We start from the raw sequence: 20,772 nt of genomic DNA on the forward strand, positions 1-20,772 counted from the left end.
TCTGAAGAAGCGCCGTGCTGACGATCACCCGAAAACTCGAATTCGACGCGGGCCACCGCATCCCCGACCACCGCAGCCAGTGCCGCAACCTGCACGGCCACCGCTACGTGCTCGAAATCACGCTGGAAGGCGACCTCGTCGAAACGGAAGGCGCGCCCGACCGCGGCATGGTGATGGACTTTGCTGACGTGAAGTCGCTCGCGAACCAGCATCTCGTCGATCTGTGGGACCACGCGTTCCTCGTCTTCGCGGGCGATACGCAGGTGCGCGGTTTTCTCGAAACGCTGCCGGGCCACAAGACCGTCGTGATCGACCGTATTCCGACCGTGGAGAACCTCGCGGCCATCGCGTTCGACATTCTCGCGAACGTGTACGACGCGCACTACGGCGTGAATCTGCGCCTGCACAAGCTGCGCCTGTACGAGACGCCGAACTGCTGGGCCGAAGTCACGCGCGACTGACGCCCGAAAGCTCCGCCTCAGTCGTCTCACCCGCCGCCTCACCCTCGCTCCGACGACCCGCGCAAGGCGGGTTTTCCGTGCCGACCGGCAAATTTTTGTCGCGGTATGATCATTGCCGCAAGGCCTGCGCATCTCCGCGTGCGGCCCGACAAACACATAACGGAGCGAGACCTGCCGGCTGCCGCACTGCCGGGCGATAACCGCCCGCGCCTCGCGCGCGCCCCGCAGCCTCGCCGGGAGCACGGCGATGAGCACCTTCACCAATCCCCTCAAGGAACGCCTCAAGGAGGCAGACCCGCTATTCGGTCTATGGCTTTCGATGGGCAGCGAAACCGCCGCCGAGGCGCTCGCGCACGCCGGCTTCGACTGGCTGCTGATCGACATGGAGCACACCCCGAACGACAGCGCCGACACGATCGCCCAACTGCGCGCGATTGCCGCCGCGCATTTGCCCACCGAGCCCGTCGTGCGTCTACCCGATAGCGAGCCGTGGCTCGTGAAGCATGTGCTCGACGCGGGCGCGCGCACGGTGATGTTCCCCAACGTGGCGTCGGCTGAAGAAGCCGCGCGCGCAGTGAGCCTCACGCAGTACCCCGATGCGCGCACGCCCGGCGGCCAGCGCGGCGTGGCGGGCGTGGTGCGCGCGGCGGCCTACGGCATGCGGCGCGACTACCTTCAGGGCGCGAATGCGCAGATCGCGACGATCGTGCAGATCGAGTCGGCGGCGGCGCTGGCCGAAGTCGAGAAGATCGCGAGGGTGCCGGGCGTCGACTGCCTGTTCGTGGGGCCTGCCGATCTCGCAGCGAGCCTTGGCCATCTCGGCGACTCGAAGCATCCGGACGTGGTCGCCGCCGTGCAGCGCATCGTCGCGGTCGCGCGCGAAGCGGGTGTGGCGGCGGGCATTTTCGCGATGGATGCGGCCGCCGCCAGGCAGTATCGCGAAATGGGCTTCAGCTTCATCGCCCTTGCCGCCGACGTGATATGGCTCGTGCGCGCGACGCGCCAGGCGCTCCAGGAGGCGAGATCATGAAGCGTCCGAAAGCGCTTTTTGGACGGCTTGTGCGTGCGGCCGCCATCGGCTGTCTGGCGGGCGCGGCGCTCGGCATGAGCGCCGTCGCAGCAGCAGCGGACGGCGCTAGCGCCACCGCTGGCGCCGAATCCGATCCGCAAACGGCCAACGCTGTTGCCGACTACAACGCGGGCAATCTCAGCGCGGCGCGCGCCGAGTTCCAGGCGGCGGCCGAGCGCGGCAACCGGCTGGCGGAGTTCAACTACGCGATGATGCTGGTGAACGGCGAGGGCGGGGCCGCCGACGTGGGCGAGGGCCGCAAGTGGCTGCGCAAGGCGGCGGACGCGAACATGTCGCACGCACAGTACGTGTACGGCAAGATGTACGACGACGGCGACTTCGTCGAGCGCGATCCGGTACAGGCGCATCAGTGGTTCCTCAAGGCGGCGAAGCAGGGCCATGTGCAGGCGGAGCTTGCGCTCGCGAATCAGTACCTGGACGGGCGCGGGACCACGCGGGACAACAAGCAGGCGTTCTACTGGTACAAGAAGGCCGCCGAGGGCGGCGACATGACGGCGCAGTACGTGACCGGCTCGTTCTATGAGCGCGGAGGCGACGGAGTGCCGAAGAACCTCAACGTCGCGCGTGCGTACTATGCGGCTGCGGCGGCGCAGGGCGATCCCGTGGCGCGGCTGAAGTACCAGCAGTTGAGCGCGCAACTAATGAAGTCGGCGCCCACGCAGTAAGCGCCAGAAAGCGACCGCTGAAACGAAAACGCGCCGGACAATGCCGGCGCGTTTTTTTGCTTCATCGATCGAGCGCGCACAAACCGCGCACCGTGCCCTCAACTCTGCATCAGCCGCTTCTGGCGTCCCACGCTCATGATGAGCCCGATCGCCACGCCGAGCGTGGTGAGCGCCGTACCGCCATAGCTCATGAACGGCAGCGGCACGCCGACCACGGGCAAGATGCCGCTCACCATGCCGATGTTGACGAACGCGTAGGTGAAGAACGCCATCGTGAGCGATCCGGCCAGTAATCGCCCGAAGAGCGTCGCGCCATTCGCGGCGATATACAGCCCACGCGCAATCAAACACATATAGAGCGTGAGCAGCACGAGGCCGCCCGCCATGCCGAACTCCTCGGAGAACACCGCGAAGATGAAGTCGGTGTGCTTTTCGGGGATGAATTCCAGATGCGACTGCGTACCCTTCAGCCAGCCCTTGCCGAGCGGGCCGCCCGAGCCAATCGCGATCACCGCCTGGATGGTGTGGAAGCCCTTGCCGAGCGGATCGGACGTGGGGTCGAGCAGCGTGCAGATGCGGTGCTTCTGGTAGTCGTGCATGAGCGGCCAGTTCACCTGCGGCTGACAGATCTTGTCCTGGAACGCCGCGATCGACGCCACCGCGATCACGCCCGCGATCAGCACCGGCACGATCAGCTTGAACGAGAGCCCCGCGAAATAGATGACGAAGAGGCCCGACGCGAACACGAGCACGGCGGTGCCGAGATCGGGCTGCTTGGCGATCAGGCCGACCGGCACGAGCAGAATCACGAAGCCGACGACGAAGTCGTACCAGCGCATCACGCCTTCGCGGCGCTGGTAGTACCACGCGAGCATGAGCGGCGTGGCGATCTTGAGGATTTCCGAGGGCTGAATCACCACACCCACGTTGATCCAGCGCTTCGCGCCCTTGCGCGTGAGGCCGAATAGCGCGACGGCAATCAGTAACGCGATGCCGAAGGTATAGATCGGCACTGCGAAGCGCATGAGCGTGTTGGGCGGCACATTGGCGAGCGCCCACATCAGCACGAAGGTGAGCATGATGTTGCGCAGCTGGTCCTCTACGCGGCCCGGCACGTCGAGGCTCGCGCTGTACAGCGTGACGATGCCCACGCACAGCAGCAGGAACACGGTGAGCGCGAGCGGCCGGTCGAAGCCGAGGAACATCTTGCGCAGCGTGTCGAGCACGGCGCGCTTGTCGATCTTGTCGAGCTGGAAGAAAGGCATGGTGACTCCTTACTCGTCGATGCCGCCCGTTGCGGGCTTGGGCGGCGGTGCGAGCGTGGCCGCGTCGCTCGCGCTGGCGGGGCGGCGCGGGCGATGGGGGCCAGGGCCGAAGTGGCGGGGCACGGAGGCGGGCGCGGGGCGGCCGGCGCCCGTATCGGGCTTGCCGTCCGCGCTGGCGGTGCCGCCGTTCACGGCGTCGGTTGCAGCGCTCGCATCAGGGCTGACGTTCTGGCGGGGCTTGCGAGTCTTGCCGGCTGCGCTGCTGGCGGGCGAGGGCCGCGCCGCCGCAGCGGAGGCCGAAGCTGGACTGGCAGTGGAGGCCGAAGCCGGACCCGCTGCAACCGCGCCCGAGGCGGCAGCCGCAGCCGCAGCCGAAGCCGAAGCCGCCTCTGCCGCAGATGCCGCGCCGGGAATCGGCAGCGGTGTGAAGCCGGCGGCGATCCTGACAGGCTGCACGACGGGCGTCGCGGGCGTGCTCGAAGCCGCGCCGGGCGCTGCACCCGAAGCCGCGCCGGACGCCGTCTCGGGCGGCGCGCCGATCACGGGCGCGGACGCATCCTCCGTGGCCGAAGCCGCCGCAGCCACGGCCGCCTGCACGACGCCCGGCTTCAGGCGGTCGACGAGGTAGTAGTCGAGCACGCGGCGTGCGATCGGGCCTGCGGCCTGCGCGCCCCAGCCGCCGTTTTCGACGATCAGCGCGATGGCGATCTGCGGCTTCTCGGCCGGTGCGAACGCGATGAAGAGCGCGTGGTCGCGCAGATTCTCGGCGAGCGCATGCGCCTTGTACTTGCCGCCCTGCAGCGAGAACACCTGTGCCGTGCCGGTCTTGCCCGCCGAGGTGTAGGGCGCATTGCGGAACACCTGAAAGGCCGTGCCCGACTGATTCATCGTCACGTTTTCCATGCCGCGCTTCACGACGTCGATGTCGGCCTGGCTGACGTTCAGGCGGCCGCTTTCGCTCGGCACCGTGAGTCGCTCCTGCTTCGTGATCGGATTTTCGATCTCCTTCACGAGGTGGGGCTTCATCAGAATGCCGTTGTCGGCGAGCGTGGCCGTGGCGTGCGCGAGCTGCAGGATCGTGAACGAGTTGTAGCCCTGACCGATGCCAAGGCTGATCGTCTCGCCCTCGTACCACCTCTGCTGCTCGGGCTTGCGGTACGCCTTGCGCTTCCATTCGGTCGAGGGCAGGATGCCGCGCGCCTCGCCCGCGATATCGATACCGGTGAGCTGGCCGAAGCCGAGCGGCTTCATGAAGTTCGCGATGTTGTCCACGCCCAGGTCGTGCGCGAGCATGAAGAAGTAGGTGTCGTTCGACACCATGATCGCGCGGTTCATGTCGACCCAGCCCTGGCCCGAGCGCACGTCGTTGTTGAAGCGGTGGCCGCCGAACATGTAGTAGCCGGGGTCCGAGAAGCCCCACTGCGGCGTGCGCTTGTGCAGCGTGAGCGCGGCGAGCGCCATGAACGGCTTGTAGGTCGAGCCCGGCGGGTAGGTGCCGTGCAGCGGACGGTTCAGCAGCGGGTGATCGGGCGAGTTGTTGAGCTCGTCCCAGGTTTGCTGGTCGATGCCATCCACGAACGAGTTCGGGTCGAAGCTCGGCGCGGAGACGAACGCGAGAATGTCGCCCGTGGAAGGCTCGATCGCCACAAGCGCACCGCGCTTGCCCGCGAACGCCTGCTCGGCGACCTGCTGCAGAGCGATGTCGATCGACAGCACGAGGTTGTTGCCGGGCGTAGCCTGCGTGCGCGAGAGCGTGCGCACGGGGCGGCCGCCTGCCGTCACTTCCACTTCCTCGAAGCCCGTCAGGCCATGCAACTCGGTTTCGTAGCTTTGCTCGACGCCGATCTTGCCGATGTAGTCGGTGCCGTTGTAGTTGTTCGCATCGAGACGCGGATCGTAGTGCTCGGGATCGCTGTCGTTCTTGTCGGAGAGATCGTCGATGCGCTCCTGGTCGCGCTGCGAAATACGGCCGATATAGCCGATCACGTGTGCAGCCGTTGGGCCAAGCGGGTACTGGCGGAACAGGCGTGCGCGTACCTCCACGCCGGGGAAGCGGAAGCGCTGGGCGGTGAAGCGCGCGACTTCGTCGTCGGTCAGGCGCGTGCGGATCGGCAGGCTCTCGAAGTTCTTCGAGTCTTCGAGCAGCTTCTTGAAGCGGCGGCGGTCGCGCGCATCGATCGGGATCACGGTCGAAAGCTCGTCGATCGTGTTGTCGAGCGTGTCGGTGAGCTTCGAGGGCGTGATTTCGAGCGTGTACGCGGAATAGTTCTTCGCGAGCACGACGCCGTTGCGGTCCGTGATGATCCCGCGGTTCGGCACGATGGGCGCGACGGAAATGCGGTTTTCGTCCGCCTGCAGCGAGTACTTGCTGTGGTTCCAGACCTGCAGATAGAGGAAACGGAGCGCGATCAGCCCGAAGCAGACGAACACGAACAGCCCCGCCGCCGCGACGCGCAGGCGGAACTTCGTGAGCTGCTGCTGGGTGTCCTTGAATTCGGTCATGCTGTCAGACCCAGGCCCCGCTGTTCCAATCGCGGGGAACAGCGGGCCGGGGTGCGTAAGAGGTAGTCAAGCGAGTCTTCCAGCGGCGAGCGCGCCGCTCAAATGGGCCGGGTATCGTCGGGATCGACGGGGCGGCGCTGCGGCAGGAGCAACAGCACGCTCGCGACCGGCCAGAGGATGGCCTCGACGAACCCGCTGACGAGGTAACCCCAGCCAGGAAACGCAGCGCCCATCAGCAGGCGGATCACGAACGGCACGACCTGCGCGCCGACCAGCATGGGCATGACGGCGAACATCTGCAAGCCGATCGACATCCACAGCACGCGGCGGTGGATGGTGATCGCGCCAAACGAAAGCAGCGTGTACGCGAGCGCGTGCTCGCCCAGCAGGTTCGCGTTGTGGACGTCCATGAGGAGCCCTAGGAAGAACGCGACGCCCATGCCGACCTTGCGCGGCTGGTGAATGTTCCAGAACACCAGCACGAGCGCGACGAAATCCGGTACGCCGGGCAGTTTGCCCCAAGGCAGCAGGTTCAACAGGAACGCCGCCGCAAGGCTGAAAACGATGAAGTACGGATTGACCGGCTGGAGAATGTATTGCGGACGCGGCATCAATGGCCCCCTTGCTCGACGGCCTTCGCTGCCTCTTCCCGCAGGCTCTCCTTGGGCCTTTTCTCGGGCTGCTTTTTATCCGCCGGCTTCTTGTCGGCGGCTGCTGCGTTTGCTCCAGGCTTCGCCTGCTGCGCGGGGGCGGCCGGTGCCGTAGCGCCCGACGCGCCTGCCGCTGCGGCGGGCTTCGCCTTCGCGTCGTCGGCTTTCTTGTCGCCCTTCTTGTCTGCGGCCTTGGCGGGCTTCTTCTTCGCGTCCTTCGCTTCGGCGGCTGCCGCGGCCTCTTCGGCGGCGATCGGGTTGGGCGGCACCTGCGGGACGTAGTGCAGCACGAGCACCTGGCGCGCCCCGCGCACGGCGGCGAGCGGCAGGCAGACCACGCGTGCGAATGCCGTATCGGCCTGCTTGTCCACGCGCAGCACCTTCGCGACTGGCAGCCCTTGCGGATATACGCCGTCGAGTCCGCTCGTCACCAGTTCATCGCCCACTTGCAGATCGGCGCTGATCGGCACGAAGCGCAGATCGAGCAGGTCGCCCTTCGCCGTGCCGTAGATCACGCTGCGAAGGCCCGTGCGCACGACTTCGACCGGCACCGCCTGGTCTTTATCGGTGACGAGTGTGACTTCGGACTGCATGGGGAACACGCGCGTGACCTGGCCGATCACGCCGTCCTCGCTCAATACCGGCGAGCCGTTCTGGATACCCTGCTGCGAACCGCCGCCGATCACGACCTTCTGCGTGAACGGGTCGCGCGTGTCGTACTGGATGTCAGCAGGCGTGGTTTGCGCGCCAATGCGCTGCGAGAGCTGCAGCAGCGCGCGCAGGTGCGCGTTTTCGGCTGCGAGCGAAGCGGCCGCGTTGGCCTGCTGCGAAAGCTGGAGATTGCGCACGTGCAGTTGCGTGTTCTCGGTGCGCAGCGTGGAACTCGTCACGGCCAGATCAGCGGCGCCCATAAAGAAGTCGCGCGGCACGAGGGCCGCGCGTTGCAGCGGGTACAAGCCCGCGCCGAGCACGCCGCGCACGACCTCGAGCGTCTTGAAGCGCGCGTCGGAGACGAGGAGTGCGAGCGACAGCACGACGAAGAAGATCAGCCGTGCGAGTGCCGATGGGCCCTGTTTAAAGAGGGGCGGCGGACTGTATTCCATGGTCGGCGCCGGGGGCGTGTGCGGTTCGGTGAAACAGAGGGTGTAACGGAGGGCACAGCGAAGCGTGAAACTTCGGCGCCCCGAAGGCCGCCGCGTTGCGGGCGCCGTCGCGGCGCGCGTGCCGCCACGCCATCAGTGGCGCGGCGACGCCGAAACCGCGCCGCGGGCGAGCGCAGCGGTGCGCGGCGCGCTTACTCGTACGAGAAGATGCTGCCAAGCTTGTCCATGCGCTCGAGCGCCATGCCCGAGCCGCGCACCACGCAGGTGAGCGGGTCTTCGGCCACGAGCACCGGCAGACCGGTTTCTTCGGCGAGCAGGCGGTCCAGGTCGCGCAGCAGCGCGCCGCCGCCCGTGAGCATCATGCCGCGCTCGGCGATGTCGGCGCCGAGTTCCGGCGGCGTTTGTTCGAGCGCGATCTTCACCGACGAGACGATCTGGTTCAGCGGGTCGGTGAGCGCTTCGAGAATTTCGTTGCTCGAAATGGTGAAGCTGCGCGGAATGCCTTCCGACAGGTTGCGGCCCTTCACTTCCATTTCCTTGACTTCGGAACCCGGGAAGGCCGAGCCGATTTCCTTCTTGATGGCTTCGGCGGTTTGTTCGCCGATCAGCATGCCGTAGTTGCGGCGGATGTAGTTGACGATCGCTTCGTCGAACTTGTCGCCGCCCACGCGCACCGAGCCCTTGTACACGATGCCGCCGAGCGAGATCACGCCCACTTCGGTCGTGCCGCCGCCGATGTCGACGACCATCGAGCCCGTGGCTTCCGAAACCGGCAGGCCCGCGCCGATCGCGGCGGCCATCGGCTCTTCAATGAGGTAGACCTGCGAGGCGCCCGCGCCGTGCGCGGCTTCCTTGATCGCGCGGCGCTCGACCTGGGTCGAACCGCACGGCACGCAGATGATGATGCGCGGCGACGGCGAGAACATGCGCGACTCGTGCGCCGTCTTGATGAACTGCTTGATCATCTGCTCGGTGACGGTGAAGTCGGCGATCACGCCGTCCTTCATCGGGCGGATGGCTTCGATGTTGCCCGGGACCTTGCCGAGCATCTGCTTGGCTTCCTTGCCGACTGCCTGAATCGTCTTCTTGCCGTTCGGGCCGCCTTCCTGGCGAATGGAGACGACCGAGGGTTCGTCGAGGACGATGCCCTTGCCGCGCATGTAAATCAGGGTGTTGGCGGTGCCGAGGTCGATCGCCAGGTCGTTGGAGAAGTAGCTACGCAGAAAACCGAACATTCAAAAATCCTGTCTCGCTTGTGGCCGACCTTCGAGCTTCTTGGGCGAGGGCGGCAGCGGATAAATAAACAGCCTCAGGGCGCCATGCGCCGCCACGAAAGCACCACGAGCGGACTGCGCAGGGCGTCGCAAGGGGCGCCACGAGGGGCCTGAGACTGCGGGGATGGTTACCGGAGGCAGCCAGGCTGCGCCGCCCGTTTGATCTTGTCTGGCCGCATTGAATTGCGTACAGAACTGAAAGGCGGATGCAAGGCGGTCCGGGTTTGGGTCGAACGCGTAATGATACCTTATAATTTTGCCTGTTTTGCAGGATCCGGAAGGCAGTTTTTGACCTCGTCGAAGCTTTCCTCCAGAGCCGGATCCGGCGCGATAAACCGCTGCTGCAGTACCGAATTTCCGCACTGCCGCAGCCTCATTTTCCGGTGACCGCATGGCCCTGACCCTGAACGATGTGAAGCGCATCGCGCATCTTGCGCGCCTCGAACTGGCCGACGCCGAAGCCGGCAATACGCTCGAACGCCTGAACGACTTCTTCGGCCTCGTCGAACAGATGCAGGCCGTGGACACGACTGGCATCGCGCCGCTCGCGCACCCGATCGAACAAATCGAGGATGTCGCGCTGCGCCTGCGCGAGGACGCCGTGACCGAAATCGTGGACCGCGAAGCGTTCCAACGTCCCGCGCCCGCAGTGCAGGACGGACTTTACCTTGTACCGCGCGTGATTGAGTAAACGCGCAGCATTTTTTCGCCATTTTCGAAACCTTTCGAGTCGTCGGAACAGTTCGAAAAAAGGCACGGACTCCCGGGTTTTCGCGGGTTTGCCGAGAAGTGGCCTACACGTTTGTCAACGTATGTCGAGCCGCTTTCCGGACGGCGCAACGATCTGATTTCGACCACGCCGTGACGTTCTTCCAGGAATCACGCAATGCATGACAAAAGCTTGACCGAACTGCGCGCCGCGCTGGCTGCGAAGGAGTGCTCCGCAGTCGAGCTGGCCCAGCATTTTCTGGGTCGGATTGAGGCACATCAAGACCTGAACGCTTTCGTCGACGTCAATCCCGAATTGACGCTCGCTCAGGCGAAGGCCGCCGACGCGCTTCTGCACTCGGGCCACGCGGGCCCGCTCGCGGGCATTCCGCTCGCTCACAAAGACGTGTTCGTCACGCGCGGCTGGCGCTCGACCGCCGGCTCGAAGATGCTTGCAAACTACGTGAGCCCGTTCGACGCGACCGTGGTCGAGAGGCTTGAGCGCGCGGGCATGGTCTGCCTCGGCAAGACCAACATGGACGAATTTGCGATGGGCTCGTCCAACGAGAACTCGCACTTCGGCGCCGTGAAGAACCCTTGGGACACGAAGGCCGTGCCGGGCGGGTCGTCGGGCGGCTCCGCCGCGGCCGTCGCCGCGCGCCTCGCGCCCGCCGCCACCGGCACCGACACCGGCGGCTCGATTCGCCAGCCGGCGTCGTTCACGGGCGTGACGGGCATCAAGCCCACGTACGGCCGCGTCTCGCGCTACGGCATGATCGCGTTTGCGTCGTCACTCGACCAGGGCGGCCCGTTCGCGCAGAACGCCACGGATTGCGCGCTGCTCCTGAACGCCATGGGCGGTTTCGACGAGCGCGATTCGACGAGCCTCACGCACGAGCACGAGGACTACACGCGCTTCCTCGGCCAGACGTGGAGCACGGACGCCAGCGCCGACAAGCCGCTCGCGGGCCTGCGTATCGGCCTGCCGAAGGAGTACTTCGGCGCGGGCCTCGCCGACGACGTGCGCGCCGCCATCGACGCCGCGCTGAAGACGTACGAGTCGCTTGGCGCGACGCTCGTGGAAGTCACGCTGCCGAAGACCGAACTGTCGATTCCCGTGTATTACGTGATCGCCCCGGCGGAAGCTTCGTCGAACCTCTCGCGCTTCGACGGCGTACGCTTTGGCCACCGTGCGGCCGAGTACGGCGATCTGCTCGACATGTACAAGAAGTCGCGCGCCGAGGGCTTCGGGCCTGAAGTAAAGCGCCGCATTCTGGTGGGCACGTATGTGCTTTCGCACGGCTACTACGACGCCTACTACCTGCAGGCGCAGAAGATCCGCCGCATCATTGCGCAAGATTTCCAGGAAGCGTTCAAGCAGTGCGACGTGATCATGGGCCCGGTGGCCCCGAGCGTGGCATGGGACCTGGGCGCGAAGGGCGACGATCCGCTGCAGATGTACCTCGCGGACATCTACACGCTTTCCACGAGCCTCGCGGGCCTGCCCGGCATGAGCGTGCCGTGCGGCTTCGGCGCGGGTGCGAACGCGCAGCGACCCGTCGGTCTGCAGATCGTCGGCAACTATTTCAACGAGGCCCGCATGCTGCAGGTCGCCGACGCTTTCCAGCGCGCGACCGACTGGCATCGCAAAGCGCCGGCAGGGGTGTGAACATGGCAACACAGTGGGAAGTCGTTATCGGTCTCGAAACGCACGCGCAATTGTCGACGGCGTCGAAGATCTTCTCGGGCGCATCGACGCAGTTCGGCGCCGCGCCCAACACGCAGGCCTGCCCCGTCGATCTCGCGCTGCCTGGCGTGCTGCCGGTGATGAACCGCGGCGCCGTTGAGCGCGCAATCCAGTTCGGCCTTGCGATCGGCTCGACAATCGCGCCGCGCAGCATCTTCGCGCGCAAGAACTACTTCTACCCCGACCTGCCGAAGGGCTATCAGATCAGCCAGTACGAGATTCCGGTCGTGCAGGGCGGTCAGATCACCATTCAGGTTCCCGCCAACGAAAAGGCCGGCAAGGAAGCCTACGAGAAGACTGTCAATCTCACGCGCGCGCACCTGGAAGAAGATGCGGGCAAGTCGCTGCACGAAGACTTCGCGGGCATGACGGGCATTGACCTGAACCGCGCCGGCACGCCGCTGCTCGAAATTGTTACGGAACCCGAAATGCGCAGCGCGGCGGAAGCCGTGGCCTACGCGAAGTCGCTGCACACGCTCGTGGTGTGGCTCGGCATTTGCGACGGCAACATGCAGGAAGGTTCGTTCCGTTGCGACGCGAACGTCTCCGTGCGCCCGGTCGGCCAGAAGGAATTCGGCACGCGCGCCGAGATCAAGAACCTGAACTCGTTCCGCTTCCTCGAAGAAGCCATCCAGTACGAAGTGCGCCGCCAGATCGAGCTGATCGAAGACGGCGGCACCGTGGTCCAGGAAACGCGCCTCTACGATCCGGACAAGCGCGAGACGCGTTCGATGCGCAGCAAGGAAGACGCGCACGACTACCGCTATTTCCCCGACCCCGATCTCATGCCGCTCGTGATCGACGCAGCGTGGGTCGAGCGCGTGAGGGGCGAGATGCCCGAACTGCCCGCCACGATGCAAACGCGCTTCGTCGAACAGTACGGCGTGACGCCGTATGACGCGAACGTGCTGACGTCGTCGAAGGCGATGGCTTCGTACTTCGAAGCAGTCGTCGCGAAGGCAGGGGCAGCACAAGCGAAGGTCGCCGCGAACTGGCTGATGGGCGAAGTCTCGTCGCAGGTGAATCGCGAAGGTCTGGAAATCGACGCCTCGCCGGTTTCAGCCGCTCAGCTCGCGCTGCTGCTGCAACGCATCGCCGACGGCACGATCTCGAACAAGATCGCCAAGGAAGTGTTCCAGGCGATGTGGGATGAGAAGGCCGCAGACGAAGGCGCCGCCGACCGCATCATCGAAGCGAAGGGCCTCAAGCAGATTTCGGATACCGGCGCGCTCGAAGCGATCATCGACGAGGTGCTCGCGGCGAACCAGAAGTCGGTGGAAGAATTCCGCGCGGGTAAGGAAAAGGCGTTCAACGCGCTGATCGGCCAGGCCATGAAGGCCACGAAGGGCAAGGCGAATCCGCAGCAGGTCAACGAACTGCTGAAGAAGAAGCTGGGCTGAGTCTGGGTGCGGCCCGCCTGATTCGGGCATGCTGGCAAGGCGGCGTCGTGCGTAGCAGTGCGGCGCCGCCTTGCCGCTTCAGGCGAGCGCAACGGTGTGAAGCCATCTGTTTGACGAGAGAGAGGAGAACAACGCATGTCCAAGGTCCCGAGTCTCGACGATTACCGCGTGCCGTACTTCAGCGAAAAGAAGACGCAGACGTTCTCGCTCAGCGCGATCGACCCCGCCACGAAACCGTTTTCTAGCGGCAGCAAGGACGGTGACCGCGACCGTCTCTCCGAAGTCGGCCAGAAGCTCGACGTGCTGCAGGAGCGTCTGCACGCACAGCGTCACCAGCGCGTGCTGCTCGTGCTGCAGGGCATGGACACGAGCGGCAAGGACGGCACGATCCGCGGCGTATTCCGCGAGGTCGACCCGCTCGGCCTGCGCATCGTGCCGTTTCGCGCACCCACGCCCATCGAGGCCTCGCGCGACTTTCTCTGGCGGGTGCATCTGCAGGTGCCGGGGGCGGGGGAGCTTGCCATCTTCAACCGCAGCCACTACGAAGATGTGCTCGTGCCGCGCGTGACCGGCCAGATCGACTCCGCCGAATGCGAGCGCCGCTACCGTCAGATTCGCGATTTCGAAGCGCTGCTCGCGCAGAGCGGCACGTCGATCATCAAGTGCATGCTGCATATTTCGAAGGATGAGCAGCGAAGCCGAATCCAGGCGCGGATCGACGATCCGACCAAGCACTGGAAGTTCGACGTCTCGGATCTCGAAGCGCGCAAGCACTGGGACGCCTACCAGGCCTCGTACCAGGACGCGCTCGCGGCCACCTCCACGGAATACGCGCCGTGGTTCGTGATTCCCGCGGATTCGAAGTCGCATCGCAACGTCATGGTGGGCGAGTTGCTGCTGCGCCTGATGGAGAGCCTGAAGCTCGAATTCCCGCCGGCCAAGGCCGAGCTCAAGGGTCTCAAGATCGAGTGAGACCGACCGTATCCCCTCGCGCCCGGCCATGTAGTTCAGTGCCGAGGCGAGAGAAAACGTAAAAACAGCGCAAAACCAAGAGGAAAGAAGACATGTTGCGTGTGATCACCGCGAATCTGAATGGCATCCGCTCGGCGGCGAAGAAGGGGTTTTTCGAATGGTTCGGTGAACAGAAAGCCGACGTGCTCTGCGTACAGGAAATCAAGTGCTCGCAGGACGACATGACGCCCGAGTTCCTCGCGCCGCACGACTTCACGGGCTACTTCCAGCATGCGGTGAAGAAGGGCTATAGCGGCGCGGGCGTCTACTCGCGCCACGAGCCCGATGACGTCATCATCGGTTTTGGCAGCGAGGAGTTCGACCCGGAAGGACGCTACGTGGAAACGCGCTACGGCAAGCTCTCGGTGATTTCGGTCTACGTGCCTTCGGGTTCGAGCGGCGACGAGCGTCAGGCCGCGAAGTACCGCTTCATGGATGAATTCATGCCGCATCTCGCTGAACTCAAGCGCGAGCGTGAGGTGATCGTATGCGGCGACGTGAACATCGTCCACAAGGAAATCGATATCAAGAACTGGAAGGGCAACCAGAAGAACTCAGGTTGCCTGCCCGAAGAGCGCGCGTGGCTCACGAGCCTCTTCGACGACGTGGGCTACGTGGACGTGTTCCGCACGCTCGACCCGCGCCCCGAGCAATACACGTGGTGGAGCAACCGCGGCCAGGCGTATGCGAAGAACGTGGGGTGGCGTATCGACTATCAGATCGCGACGCCCGGCATTGCGCACAAGGCGAAGAAAACGGCGATCTTCAAGGACATCAAGTTCAGCGACCACGCGCCGCTGACCATCGACTACGACTACAAGGTCAAGAGCTGACGCGCATCCCGGCGCGCTGCGAAACCGCTTTCAGGGCGCCGAAACCACTTTGCGCTTCTGCACTGCCGCGATGCCCTGGTAGTCGGGCAACTCGGCGAGCGGCTTGCCGATCGCTTTCGCGTAGAGCGGCATCATGTCGGCGAGGCGCTTGGCGATATCGGCGCGCCGCGCCGGCGTGTAAGGATGCACGTAGATGAAGCCCTGGTCGCGGTCGGCGCGCGTCGCCGCCGCGAGCTTGTCCCAGAGCGTGAGCGCGGCGCGCGGATCGAAGCCCGCGCGCGAGGCGATATCGCTGCCGATCACGTCGGCTTCGGTTTCGTCGGCGCGGCCATAGTGCATCTCCACAAGCTGTGAGCCGATACCGAGCGGAAACACACCGAGATCCGCGAGCCCGAAGAGTTGCGGCACGCTGCCCGATTCGATCTGCGCGGCCTGCTGTTCGCCAAGGCGCTCGCGCACGTGCTCGCGCACCGCATGCGCGATCTCGTGGCCGAGCAGCATGCCGAACTCGTTGTCGTTGAGCTTCACGCGGTCGAGCAGGCCGCCGTACACGACGATCTTGCCGCCCGGCAGCGCGTACATGCGAATGTCGTTCGAGCGGATCACCGCCACTTCCCACTTCCAGTTCTTGACGCGATCGCTCCACTTCAGCGCGTAAGGCGCGAGTCGGTCGACGAACGCCCGCACACGCTGCACGTGCGGATCGCTTTCGGCATAGAGGCGGTTCGAATGGGCTGCGCCGCGCACGATCTCGTTGAATTCCGCAGTGGCCTGCGCTTCGAGCATCGGCGAGGGAATCAGGTTGCGGTACACCGCGGCGTTGCCGAAGCGCACCACGCGGCCTGTGTTCGGCGTGCCGGGGGAGAGGTTGCCCGGCGTGGCATTCGCGCTCGTAACGCTGTTTGCTGCGCTGTTGCCTGGGCTGTTTGCCGCGTTGTTTCCTGCGCTGTTTGCGTTATTCGTTGGGTTTATCGCGCCGATGCTTGCGCTCGCAGCGCTGCCCGCTGGCGGCGTCGTGGGGTTGCCCGGCACGGCCGCCGGGGCGCTCGTCGCGGCCGGGTTGTCGGCAGCCCGGACATTCCATGCAGAAAGACCCGGCAAGGCCGCGGCAAGGACCATCGCGAGCACGCGAGCGCGCTCGCCGCGGCGCTGTGGCGCACGCTGGCTTTGCACGGCGGTCTCATGCGTGCTCACGACCGGACTCTCCACGGGGCAATACGAATGAGCAGGAGCATACCCGGTACCGCGAGCACCGTGCAGACGATGAAATAGTCGAACCAGCCGATCTGCGCGACCACGTAGCCGCTCGCGGCGGAGGCCAGCGTGCGTGGTACGGAGGCAAGGCTCGTGAAGAGTGCGAACTGCGTGGCGGTGTAACGCGGATCGGTCGTGCTTGCAATATAGGCAGTGAACGCGGCGAGCGTGAGCCCCGTTGCAAAGGTCTCGAAACCGTAGACCAGTGCGAGCGCCACCGCGCGCGGGTCGAGCGTGAGTTGCACGTTAGCGCCGAAGAGACCAGCGGCCCACGAAACCGCGTGGCTCACGGTGAGCACCGCGTCGTAGATGGCCGCGAGCGAGGGCGAACCCGCGCCGAGTTGCGCGAGCCACGCGAAGCCGAGCGTCGAAATCATCTGCAGGAAACCGAAGATCCAGAGACCGCGCCCAATGCCAATCTTCACCAGCGCCACGCCGCCGACAATGCCGCCCGCGAGGCTCGCGCCGAACGCCGTCATCTTGGCGATCACGCCGATCTCGGTGCGCGAATAGCCGATGTCGAGGAAGAACGACGTGGACAGCGTGGTCGCCATCGTGTCGCCGAGTTTGTAGAGGAAGATGAAGGCGAGCACGAACAGCGCCGCGGCGAGGCCATCGCGGCGCACGAACTCGGCGAACGGCTGCACGATCGCTTCACGCAGGTTCCTGGGCGGCGCGCCGTGCACTTCGGGCTCCTTCACCACGAGCGTCATGATCATGCCGGGAATCATGAACACCGCCGTGACCACGAACACGGTGCTCCACGGCAGGTGGTCTGAGAGGATCAGCGCGAGCGAACCTGGCACGAGCGCCGCGATCTTGTAGGCGTTCACGTGCACGGCATTGCCGAGACCCTGCTGCGTGTCGGTGAGCAGTTCGCGCCGGTAGGCGTCAATGGAGATGTCCTGGCTCGCGCCGAAGAACGCCACGAGCGCTGTGAGCGCGGCCACGGTCCAGATCGACTCTTTCGGCGAAACGTAGCCGAGCGTGCCGATGGCGAACGCCACCAGAATCTGCGTGACGAGCATCCACCCGCGCCGCCGCCCCGGGCGCCAGCCCGGCAGGCGCGGCACATAGCGGTCCATGAGCGGCGCCCAGACGAATTTCCAGGTGTACGGAAACTGGATCAGCGCGAAGAGGCCGATCTCCTTGAGATTGACGCCCTCGGAGCGCAGCCACGCCTGCACCAGATAGACGAGCGTGAAGAGCGGCAGCCCGGAAGTAAAGCCGAGGAACACGCAGATCAGCATGTGCGTATTCAGATACGCACGCCAGCCGGGGTGGGATTCGTGAGCGGTAAGAGCGGGTGCCTCGTGGGGCGGATTCTGCATGTCGTCGTTAGCGGCGGCGGTGTTGGGTGCGGTTCTTCGCGAACCGGTCGGTCAGAAAAACACGCGACGCCGCGCACGGCGTCATTTTTTTCTCACGCGATAGACCGCAAGACTACCACGCCAGTTCACACCCCATCGAACGGTCTGACCCCCATGGAGCACGGCGCGGTCGAGAATTTCGATGCCCACCTCGGGCGCGAGCGCCTCGAAGTCCTTCACCGTGAGAACACGCACGTTCGGCGTGTTGTGCCACTGGTAGGGCAGCGACTTCGAAACCGGCATGCGTCCGCGCAGCACCGAAAGCCGGTGCGGCCAGTAGCCGAAGTTCGGGAACGAGACGATGCACTCCTTGCCCACGCGCGCCGTCTCGCGCAGGATCGCGGCCGTCTGATGAATCGTCTGCAGCGTTTGCGAGAGGATCGCGAAGTCGAAGCTCGCGTCCTCGAAGAGACGCAGGCCGTCTTCGAGGTTTTGCTGGATCACGTTGATGCCGTTCTTCACCGAAGCGAGCACCCCCGCGTCGTTGATCTCGATGCCGTAGCCCGTGCACTCGAGCTCCTCAGTGAGGAGCGAGAGCAGCGAGCCGTCGCCGCAGCCGAGGTCGAGCACTTTCGCGCGCGGTTCGATCCAGCGCGCGATGGTGCGAAAGTCGGGACGGGCGGAAAGACTGTCGAAAGCGCTCTGGTTCATGCGCCCACCTCAGCAGCAATACGTTCGTAGTAAGCGCGCACCACATTGTGATAGCGCGCGTCGTCGAGCAGGAAGGCGTCGTGGCCATGCGGCGCGTCGATTTCCGCGTAGGTGACCTGGCGCTTGTGATCGAGCAGCGCCTTCACGAGTTCACGCGAGCGCGCGGGCGCGAAACGCCAGTCGGTCGCGAAGCTCGCCACGAGGTACTTCGCCTTCGTGTGTGCGAGCGCGCGCGTGAGGTCGCCGTCGTACGCCTTGGCGGGGTCGAAGTAATCGAGCGCGCGCGTGATCAGCAGGTAGGTGTTGGCGTCGAAGTAGTCGGCGAACTTGTCGCCCTGATAGCGCAGGTACGACTCCACTTCGAATTCCACGTCGAAGTTGAAGTTGTACTCGTCGACGGCGCCTTCCGCGCGGCGCAGCGCCCGGCCGAATTTTTCGGCCATGTCGTCGTCGGACAAATACGTGATGTGGCCGATCATGCGCGCCACGCGCAGTCCGCGGCGCGGCTTCACGTTGTGGGCGTAGTAGTCGCCGCCGTGAAAGTCGGGGTCCGAGAGGATGGCCGAGCGCGCTACCTCATTGAACGCGATGTTCTGCGCCGAGAGCTTGGGCGTGGAGGCAACCACGATGCAGTGGCCGAGACGATCGGGGTAGCGCAGGCTCCATGCAAGCGCCTGCATGCCGCCAAGGCTGCCGCCCATCACCGCGGCGAACTTCTCGATGCCGAAGCGATCGGCCACGCGCGCCTGGGCGTCCACCCAGTCCTCGACGGTCACGACCGGAAACTTCGCGCCATAGGGCTGGCCGGTTGCCGGGTCGACGCTCATCGGGCCGGTCGAACCAAAGCACGAGCCCAGGTTGTTCACGCCGATCACGAAGAAGCGGTTGGTGTCGAGCGGCTTGCCCGGGCCGACCATGTTGTCCCACCAGCCCACATTTTTGGGGTCGTCCTCGTAGACGCCCGCCACGTGGTGCGAGGCGTTGAGCGCGTGACAGACGAGCACCGCGTTGCTGCGTGCGGCGTTGAGCGTGCCGTAGGTCTCGACCACGAGGTCGTACCCGGCCAGCGCCGTGCCGTTCTGCAGTTGCAGGGGCTCGTCGAAATGCAGTGTTTGAGGAGCGACGATGCCGATCGATTCCATTCGTTCCGCCTTGGTTTTTCGGGCGGCTAAACGGTGTCGGCGGGCGCGGAGTGCGAAAGGATTGGCGCAGCTGACGACCTCTTTAGCCGCATTTATATCGAACTCCAGGCCAGAGGTCCTGGGAGTTCACGCGCCCGCAATCGAGTCAGCAAATCGGCGCGTGGGTATAGCAAAAGGAACGCAGAGTATATCGGAAAAAGTGCAAAGCGATGCGCAGCACGGGAAAGGCGGCCCGGTGCCGCCCGGCGCAGTTGCGCCTCCCTTCACGTGCCCGCGCGACGCGCGAGGCCGCGAAGCCTTATCACTTCTTTGGCGCAGACGGATGCGCGTTGCGCCAGCGACGCAACTGCAAGGCCGCGATGATCATCAAGAGGCCGTAGAGGACCGCGTAGGCGGCGATCACCCAGATCAGCGAGAGCGCGCCCGCGCCGGGGAACATCGCGAAGAAAAAGCCCACCGTGGCCGAGAGCAGCCCCGAAATCCCGACCGCCCACGGATGCGCAATGGCGTGCCGGTACTGGATCGCGTAGACGATTTCGAAGATGCCCGTGAAGAACGCCCATACGCCGATGATCATCACGAGGACGATGGCGGTCTCGCCGGGCCAGAAGAACGCCACGAGGCCGGCGATCACACCGATCAGACCGATGATGACGTAGGTCCAGCGCCGCGTGCCGCCGCCGCGCGCACCGTAGATGAGCGCGAACGCGCCGTCAACGATCGCGTAGGCGCCCCAGACGATGGCGAGCGTGAGCACGGTGAGGCCGGGCAGCGAGAAGGCGAGCACGCCGAAGATGATGGCGGCGATACCGCGCGCGATGAGCCAGCCCCAATGAGCGGAAAGGCTCGTCAGGATGGGCGGAAGGCCGAAGGGAGGAACGGGACGGTTCATGCGGCGGTTCTCCTTTTAGCGACGCGGGCAGCCGCCACGAAAAAAACGCCGCGCGGCCGCGCTATTGAAGAATGATGCGGATCTGCTCGTCGGCGTGCTCGCTCGGTGAACGAGTGAATCCGCTTTGCGCATAGCGATGCCAGCAACCGATCACATAGCGCACGACCAGATTCGCACGCACCGTTGGATCGTATCCCTTGGCGGCAGGCTTCGCGTCGACATGATCGGACCCTGAAATCGCCTTGCGCTCCGCCTCCTGCGCGAGGTCGACGCGCAGGCACTGGCGCAGCGACGCCTCGACGCGATCGAGCATCTGGTTCACGCGTTCGGCGAGGCGCTCGTGCTCGCCCACGAGGGCTTCGCAGGTCAATACGCGGGTCATGCCGGCGTTTCGCGTAGAAAAGTTGACGAGCATCAGGGCGATCGCACGCGCCTGCAGGACGCCGCTCGGCTCTTTTTCGACGATCTGGTTGATGAGCCCGAAGAGCGTCTGCTCGATGAAATCGATCAGGCCCTCGTACATCTGGGCCTTGCTCGCGAAATGGCGATACAGCGCGGCCTCGGAAACGCCCAGGCGCGCGGCCAGCGCCGCGGTGGTGATTTTCTCGCCGCGCGGCGCCTCGAGCATGGTGGCGAGCGTCTGGAGAATGTGGATACGGCGTTCGCCCGGTTTCGGGCGGGGAGCGCGGCGGGCCGCGCCCGGCGATTCTGCTGCTTCGACTGCTTCACGCGTTTCTGTCGGCTGCATGGATAT

The 20,772-nt window shown here is 65.2% G+C and carries 19 protein-coding genes; 8 read left to right on the forward strand and 11 right to left on the reverse strand.

The genetic code is table 11. The annotated features are described in order from the left end of the window. Positions 1 to 17: 17 nt before the first annotated feature. From queD to L0U83_RS00165, 3 genes are all read left to right on the forward strand, one after another. Positions 18 to 461 (forward strand): 6-carboxytetrahydropterin synthase QueD, encoded by a 444-nt coding sequence (gene queD, locus L0U83_RS00155; RefSeq protein WP_028203213.1) that lies wholly within the window; start codon positions 18 to 20, stop codon positions 459 to 461. Between the two features lie 247 nt (positions 462 to 708). Continuing rightward, positions 709 to 1,491, forward strand: coding sequence for an HpcH/HpaI aldolase family protein (locus L0U83_RS00160; protein ID WP_233878864.1), 783 nt, complete (start codon positions 709 to 711; stop codon positions 1,489 to 1,491). Positions 1,492 to 1,565: 74 nt separating this feature from the next. Next, positions 1,566 to 2,216, forward strand: a complete 651-nt coding sequence (locus L0U83_RS00165; protein ID WP_233883586.1) for a tetratricopeptide repeat protein — start codon at positions 1,566 to 1,568, stop codon at positions 2,214 to 2,216. A gap of 98 nt (positions 2,217 to 2,314) precedes the next feature. Here L0U83_RS00165 and rodA read toward each other — a convergent pair whose 3' ends face one another. The 5 genes from rodA to L0U83_RS00190 all read right to left on the reverse strand — a co-directional run bounded on the left by rodA (position 2,315) and on the right by L0U83_RS00190 (position 8,971). Next, the gene (gene rodA, locus L0U83_RS00170; protein WP_158756648.1) at positions 2,315 to 3,481 is read right to left on the reverse strand and encodes a rod shape-determining protein RodA; all 1,167 of its coding nucleotides are present in this window, start codon (positions 3,479 to 3,481) and stop codon (positions 2,315 to 2,317) included. A gap of 9 nt (positions 3,482 to 3,490) precedes the next feature. Beyond that, positions 3,491 to 5,983, reverse strand: coding sequence for a penicillin-binding protein 2 (mrdA, locus tag L0U83_RS00175; protein WP_233878865.1), 2,493 nt, complete (start codon positions 5,981 to 5,983; stop codon positions 3,491 to 3,493). A gap of 98 nt (positions 5,984 to 6,081) precedes the next feature. After that, positions 6,082 to 6,594 carry a rod shape-determining protein MreD gene (gene mreD / locus L0U83_RS00180; RefSeq protein WP_233878866.1) on the reverse strand — a complete coding sequence of 171 codons (513 nt, stop codon included), beginning with the start codon at positions 6,592 to 6,594 and terminating at the stop codon, positions 6,082 to 6,084. Further along, positions 6,594 to 7,736, reverse strand: a complete 1,143-nt coding sequence (gene mreC / locus L0U83_RS00185; protein ID WP_233878867.1) for a rod shape-determining protein MreC — start codon at positions 7,734 to 7,736, stop codon at positions 6,594 to 6,596. Before mreC ends, mreD begins: the two co-directional genes overlap by 1 nt. A gap of 191 nt (positions 7,737 to 7,927) precedes the next feature. After that, on the reverse strand, positions 7,928 to 8,971 hold the full coding sequence (locus L0U83_RS00190) for a rod shape-determining protein (RefSeq protein ID WP_004189550.1): 1,044 nt from the start codon (positions 8,969 to 8,971) through the stop codon (positions 7,928 to 7,930). A 430-nt stretch (positions 8,972 to 9,401) separates the two neighbouring features. Between L0U83_RS00190 and gatC the strand changes: the two genes are divergently transcribed. The 5 genes from gatC to L0U83_RS00215 all read left to right on the forward strand — a co-directional run bounded on the left by gatC (position 9,402) and on the right by L0U83_RS00215 (position 14,709). Then, positions 9,402 to 9,701 carry an Asp-tRNA(Asn)/Glu-tRNA(Gln) amidotransferase subunit GatC gene (gene gatC, locus L0U83_RS00195; protein WP_112170103.1) on the forward strand — a complete coding sequence of 100 codons (300 nt, stop codon included), beginning with the start codon at positions 9,402 to 9,404 and terminating at the stop codon, positions 9,699 to 9,701. A 195-nt stretch (positions 9,702 to 9,896) separates the two neighbouring features. Then, positions 9,897 to 11,387: an Asp-tRNA(Asn)/Glu-tRNA(Gln) amidotransferase subunit GatA gene (gene gatA, locus L0U83_RS00200; protein ID WP_233878868.1), complete on the forward strand. Its 1,491-nt coding sequence runs from the start codon at positions 9,897 to 9,899 to the stop codon at positions 11,385 to 11,387. Between the two features lie 2 nt (positions 11,388 to 11,389). Then, the gene (gene gatB / locus L0U83_RS00205) at positions 11,390 to 12,865 is read left to right on the forward strand and encodes an Asp-tRNA(Asn)/Glu-tRNA(Gln) amidotransferase subunit GatB (RefSeq protein WP_233878869.1); all 1,476 of its coding nucleotides are present in this window, start codon (positions 11,390 to 11,392) and stop codon (positions 12,863 to 12,865) included. Positions 12,866 to 13,000: 135 nt separating this feature from the next. Further along, on the forward strand, positions 13,001 to 13,837 hold the full coding sequence (locus L0U83_RS00210; RefSeq protein ID WP_233878870.1) for a PPK2 family polyphosphate kinase: 837 nt from the start codon (positions 13,001 to 13,003) through the stop codon (positions 13,835 to 13,837). Between the two features lie 92 nt (positions 13,838 to 13,929). After that, complete coding sequence (locus L0U83_RS00215) at positions 13,930 to 14,709, forward strand: exodeoxyribonuclease III (protein ID WP_233878871.1); 780 nt, start codon at positions 13,930 to 13,932, stop codon at positions 14,707 to 14,709. 30 nt (positions 14,710 to 14,739) lie between these two features. On the opposite strand, the gene L0U83_RS00220 is transcribed toward L0U83_RS00215, so the two are convergent. The 6 genes from L0U83_RS00220 to slmA form a co-directional block, all read right to left on the reverse strand. Continuing rightward, a complete protein-coding gene (locus tag L0U83_RS00220; protein ID WP_267939251.1) occupies positions 14,740 to 15,828 on the reverse strand; it encodes a M48 family metallopeptidase in 1,089 nt (362 codons plus the stop codon). A 71-nt stretch (positions 15,829 to 15,899) separates the two neighbouring features. Then, complete coding sequence (locus L0U83_RS00225; RefSeq protein ID WP_233878873.1) at positions 15,900 to 17,294, reverse strand: AmpG family muropeptide MFS transporter; 1,395 nt, start codon at positions 17,292 to 17,294, stop codon at positions 15,900 to 15,902. Between the two features lie 81 nt (positions 17,295 to 17,375). After that, complete coding sequence (gene metW, locus L0U83_RS00230; protein WP_112170109.1) at positions 17,376 to 17,984, reverse strand: methionine biosynthesis protein MetW; 609 nt, start codon at positions 17,982 to 17,984, stop codon at positions 17,376 to 17,378. Next, positions 17,981 to 19,126 (reverse strand): homoserine O-succinyltransferase MetX, encoded by a 1,146-nt coding sequence (gene metX, locus L0U83_RS00235; RefSeq protein WP_233878874.1) that lies wholly within the window; start codon positions 19,124 to 19,126, stop codon positions 17,981 to 17,983. Before metX ends, metW begins: the two co-directional genes overlap by 4 nt. A gap of 301 nt (positions 19,127 to 19,427) precedes the next feature. After that, positions 19,428 to 20,018 carry an HdeD family acid-resistance protein gene (locus L0U83_RS00240; RefSeq protein WP_233878876.1) on the reverse strand — a complete coding sequence of 197 codons (591 nt, stop codon included), beginning with the start codon at positions 20,016 to 20,018 and terminating at the stop codon, positions 19,428 to 19,430. A 61-nt stretch (positions 20,019 to 20,079) separates the two neighbouring features. After that, positions 20,080 to 20,766 (reverse strand): nucleoid occlusion factor SlmA, encoded by a 687-nt coding sequence (gene slmA, locus L0U83_RS00245; RefSeq protein WP_233878877.1) that lies wholly within the window; start codon positions 20,764 to 20,766, stop codon positions 20,080 to 20,082. Between the last annotated feature and the right edge of the window lie 6 nt (positions 20,767 to 20,772).

The sequence above is a fragment of the Paraburkholderia flagellata genome (assembly GCF_021390645.1).
Lineage (GTDB): Bacteria > Pseudomonadota > Gammaproteobacteria > Burkholderiales > Burkholderiaceae > Paraburkholderia > Paraburkholderia flagellata.

Coding starts and splice junctions, on each gene's coding strand:
- L0U83_RS00160 (WP_233878864.1), top strand. CDS start 709: ATGAGCACCTTCACCAATCCCCTCAAGGAACGCCTCAAGGAGGCAGAC.
- L0U83_RS00165 (WP_233883586.1), top strand. CDS start 1,566: ATGAGCGCCGTCGCAGCAGCAGCGGACGGCGCTAGCGCCACCGCTGGC.
- rodA (WP_158756648.1), bottom strand. CDS start 3,481: ATGCCTTTCTTCCAGCTCGACAAGATCGACAAGCGCGCCGTGCTCGAC.
- mrdA (WP_233878865.1), bottom strand. CDS start 5,983: ATGACCGAATTCAAGGACACCCAGCAGCAGCTCACGAAGTTCCGCCTG.
- mreD (WP_233878866.1), bottom strand. CDS start 6,594: ATGCCGCGTCCGCAATACATTCTCCAGCCGGTCAATCCGTACTTCATC.
- mreC (WP_233878867.1), bottom strand. CDS start 7,736: ATGGAATACAGTCCGCCGCCCCTCTTTAAACAGGGCCCATCGGCACTC.
- L0U83_RS00190 (WP_004189550.1), bottom strand. CDS start 8,971: ATGTTCGGTTTTCTGCGTAGCTACTTCTCCAACGACCTGGCGATCGAC.
- gatC (WP_112170103.1), top strand. CDS start 9,402: ATGGCCCTGACCCTGAACGATGTGAAGCGCATCGCGCATCTTGCGCGC.
- gatA (WP_233878868.1), top strand. CDS start 9,897: ATGCATGACAAAAGCTTGACCGAACTGCGCGCCGCGCTGGCTGCGAAG.
- gatB (WP_233878869.1), top strand. CDS start 11,390: ATGGCAACACAGTGGGAAGTCGTTATCGGTCTCGAAACGCACGCGCAA.
- L0U83_RS00210 (WP_233878870.1), top strand. CDS start 13,001: ATGTCCAAGGTCCCGAGTCTCGACGATTACCGCGTGCCGTACTTCAGC.
- L0U83_RS00215 (WP_233878871.1), top strand. CDS start 13,930: ATGTTGCGTGTGATCACCGCGAATCTGAATGGCATCCGCTCGGCGGCG.
- L0U83_RS00220 (WP_267939251.1), bottom strand. CDS start 15,828: ATGGTCCTTGCCGCGGCCTTGCCGGGTCTTTCTGCATGGAATGTCCGG.
- L0U83_RS00225 (WP_233878873.1), bottom strand. CDS start 17,294: ATGCAGAATCCGCCCCACGAGGCACCCGCTCTTACCGCTCACGAATCC.
- metW (WP_112170109.1), bottom strand. CDS start 17,984: ATGAACCAGAGCGCTTTCGACAGTCTTTCCGCCCGTCCCGACTTTCGC.
- metX (WP_233878874.1), bottom strand. CDS start 19,126: ATGGAATCGATCGGCATCGTCGCTCCTCAAACACTGCATTTCGACGAG.
- L0U83_RS00240 (WP_233878876.1), bottom strand. CDS start 20,018: ATGAACCGTCCCGTTCCTCCCTTCGGCCTTCCGCCCATCCTGACGAGC.
- slmA (WP_233878877.1), bottom strand. CDS start 20,766: ATGCAGCCGACAGAAACGCGTGAAGCAGTCGAAGCAGCAGAATCGCCG.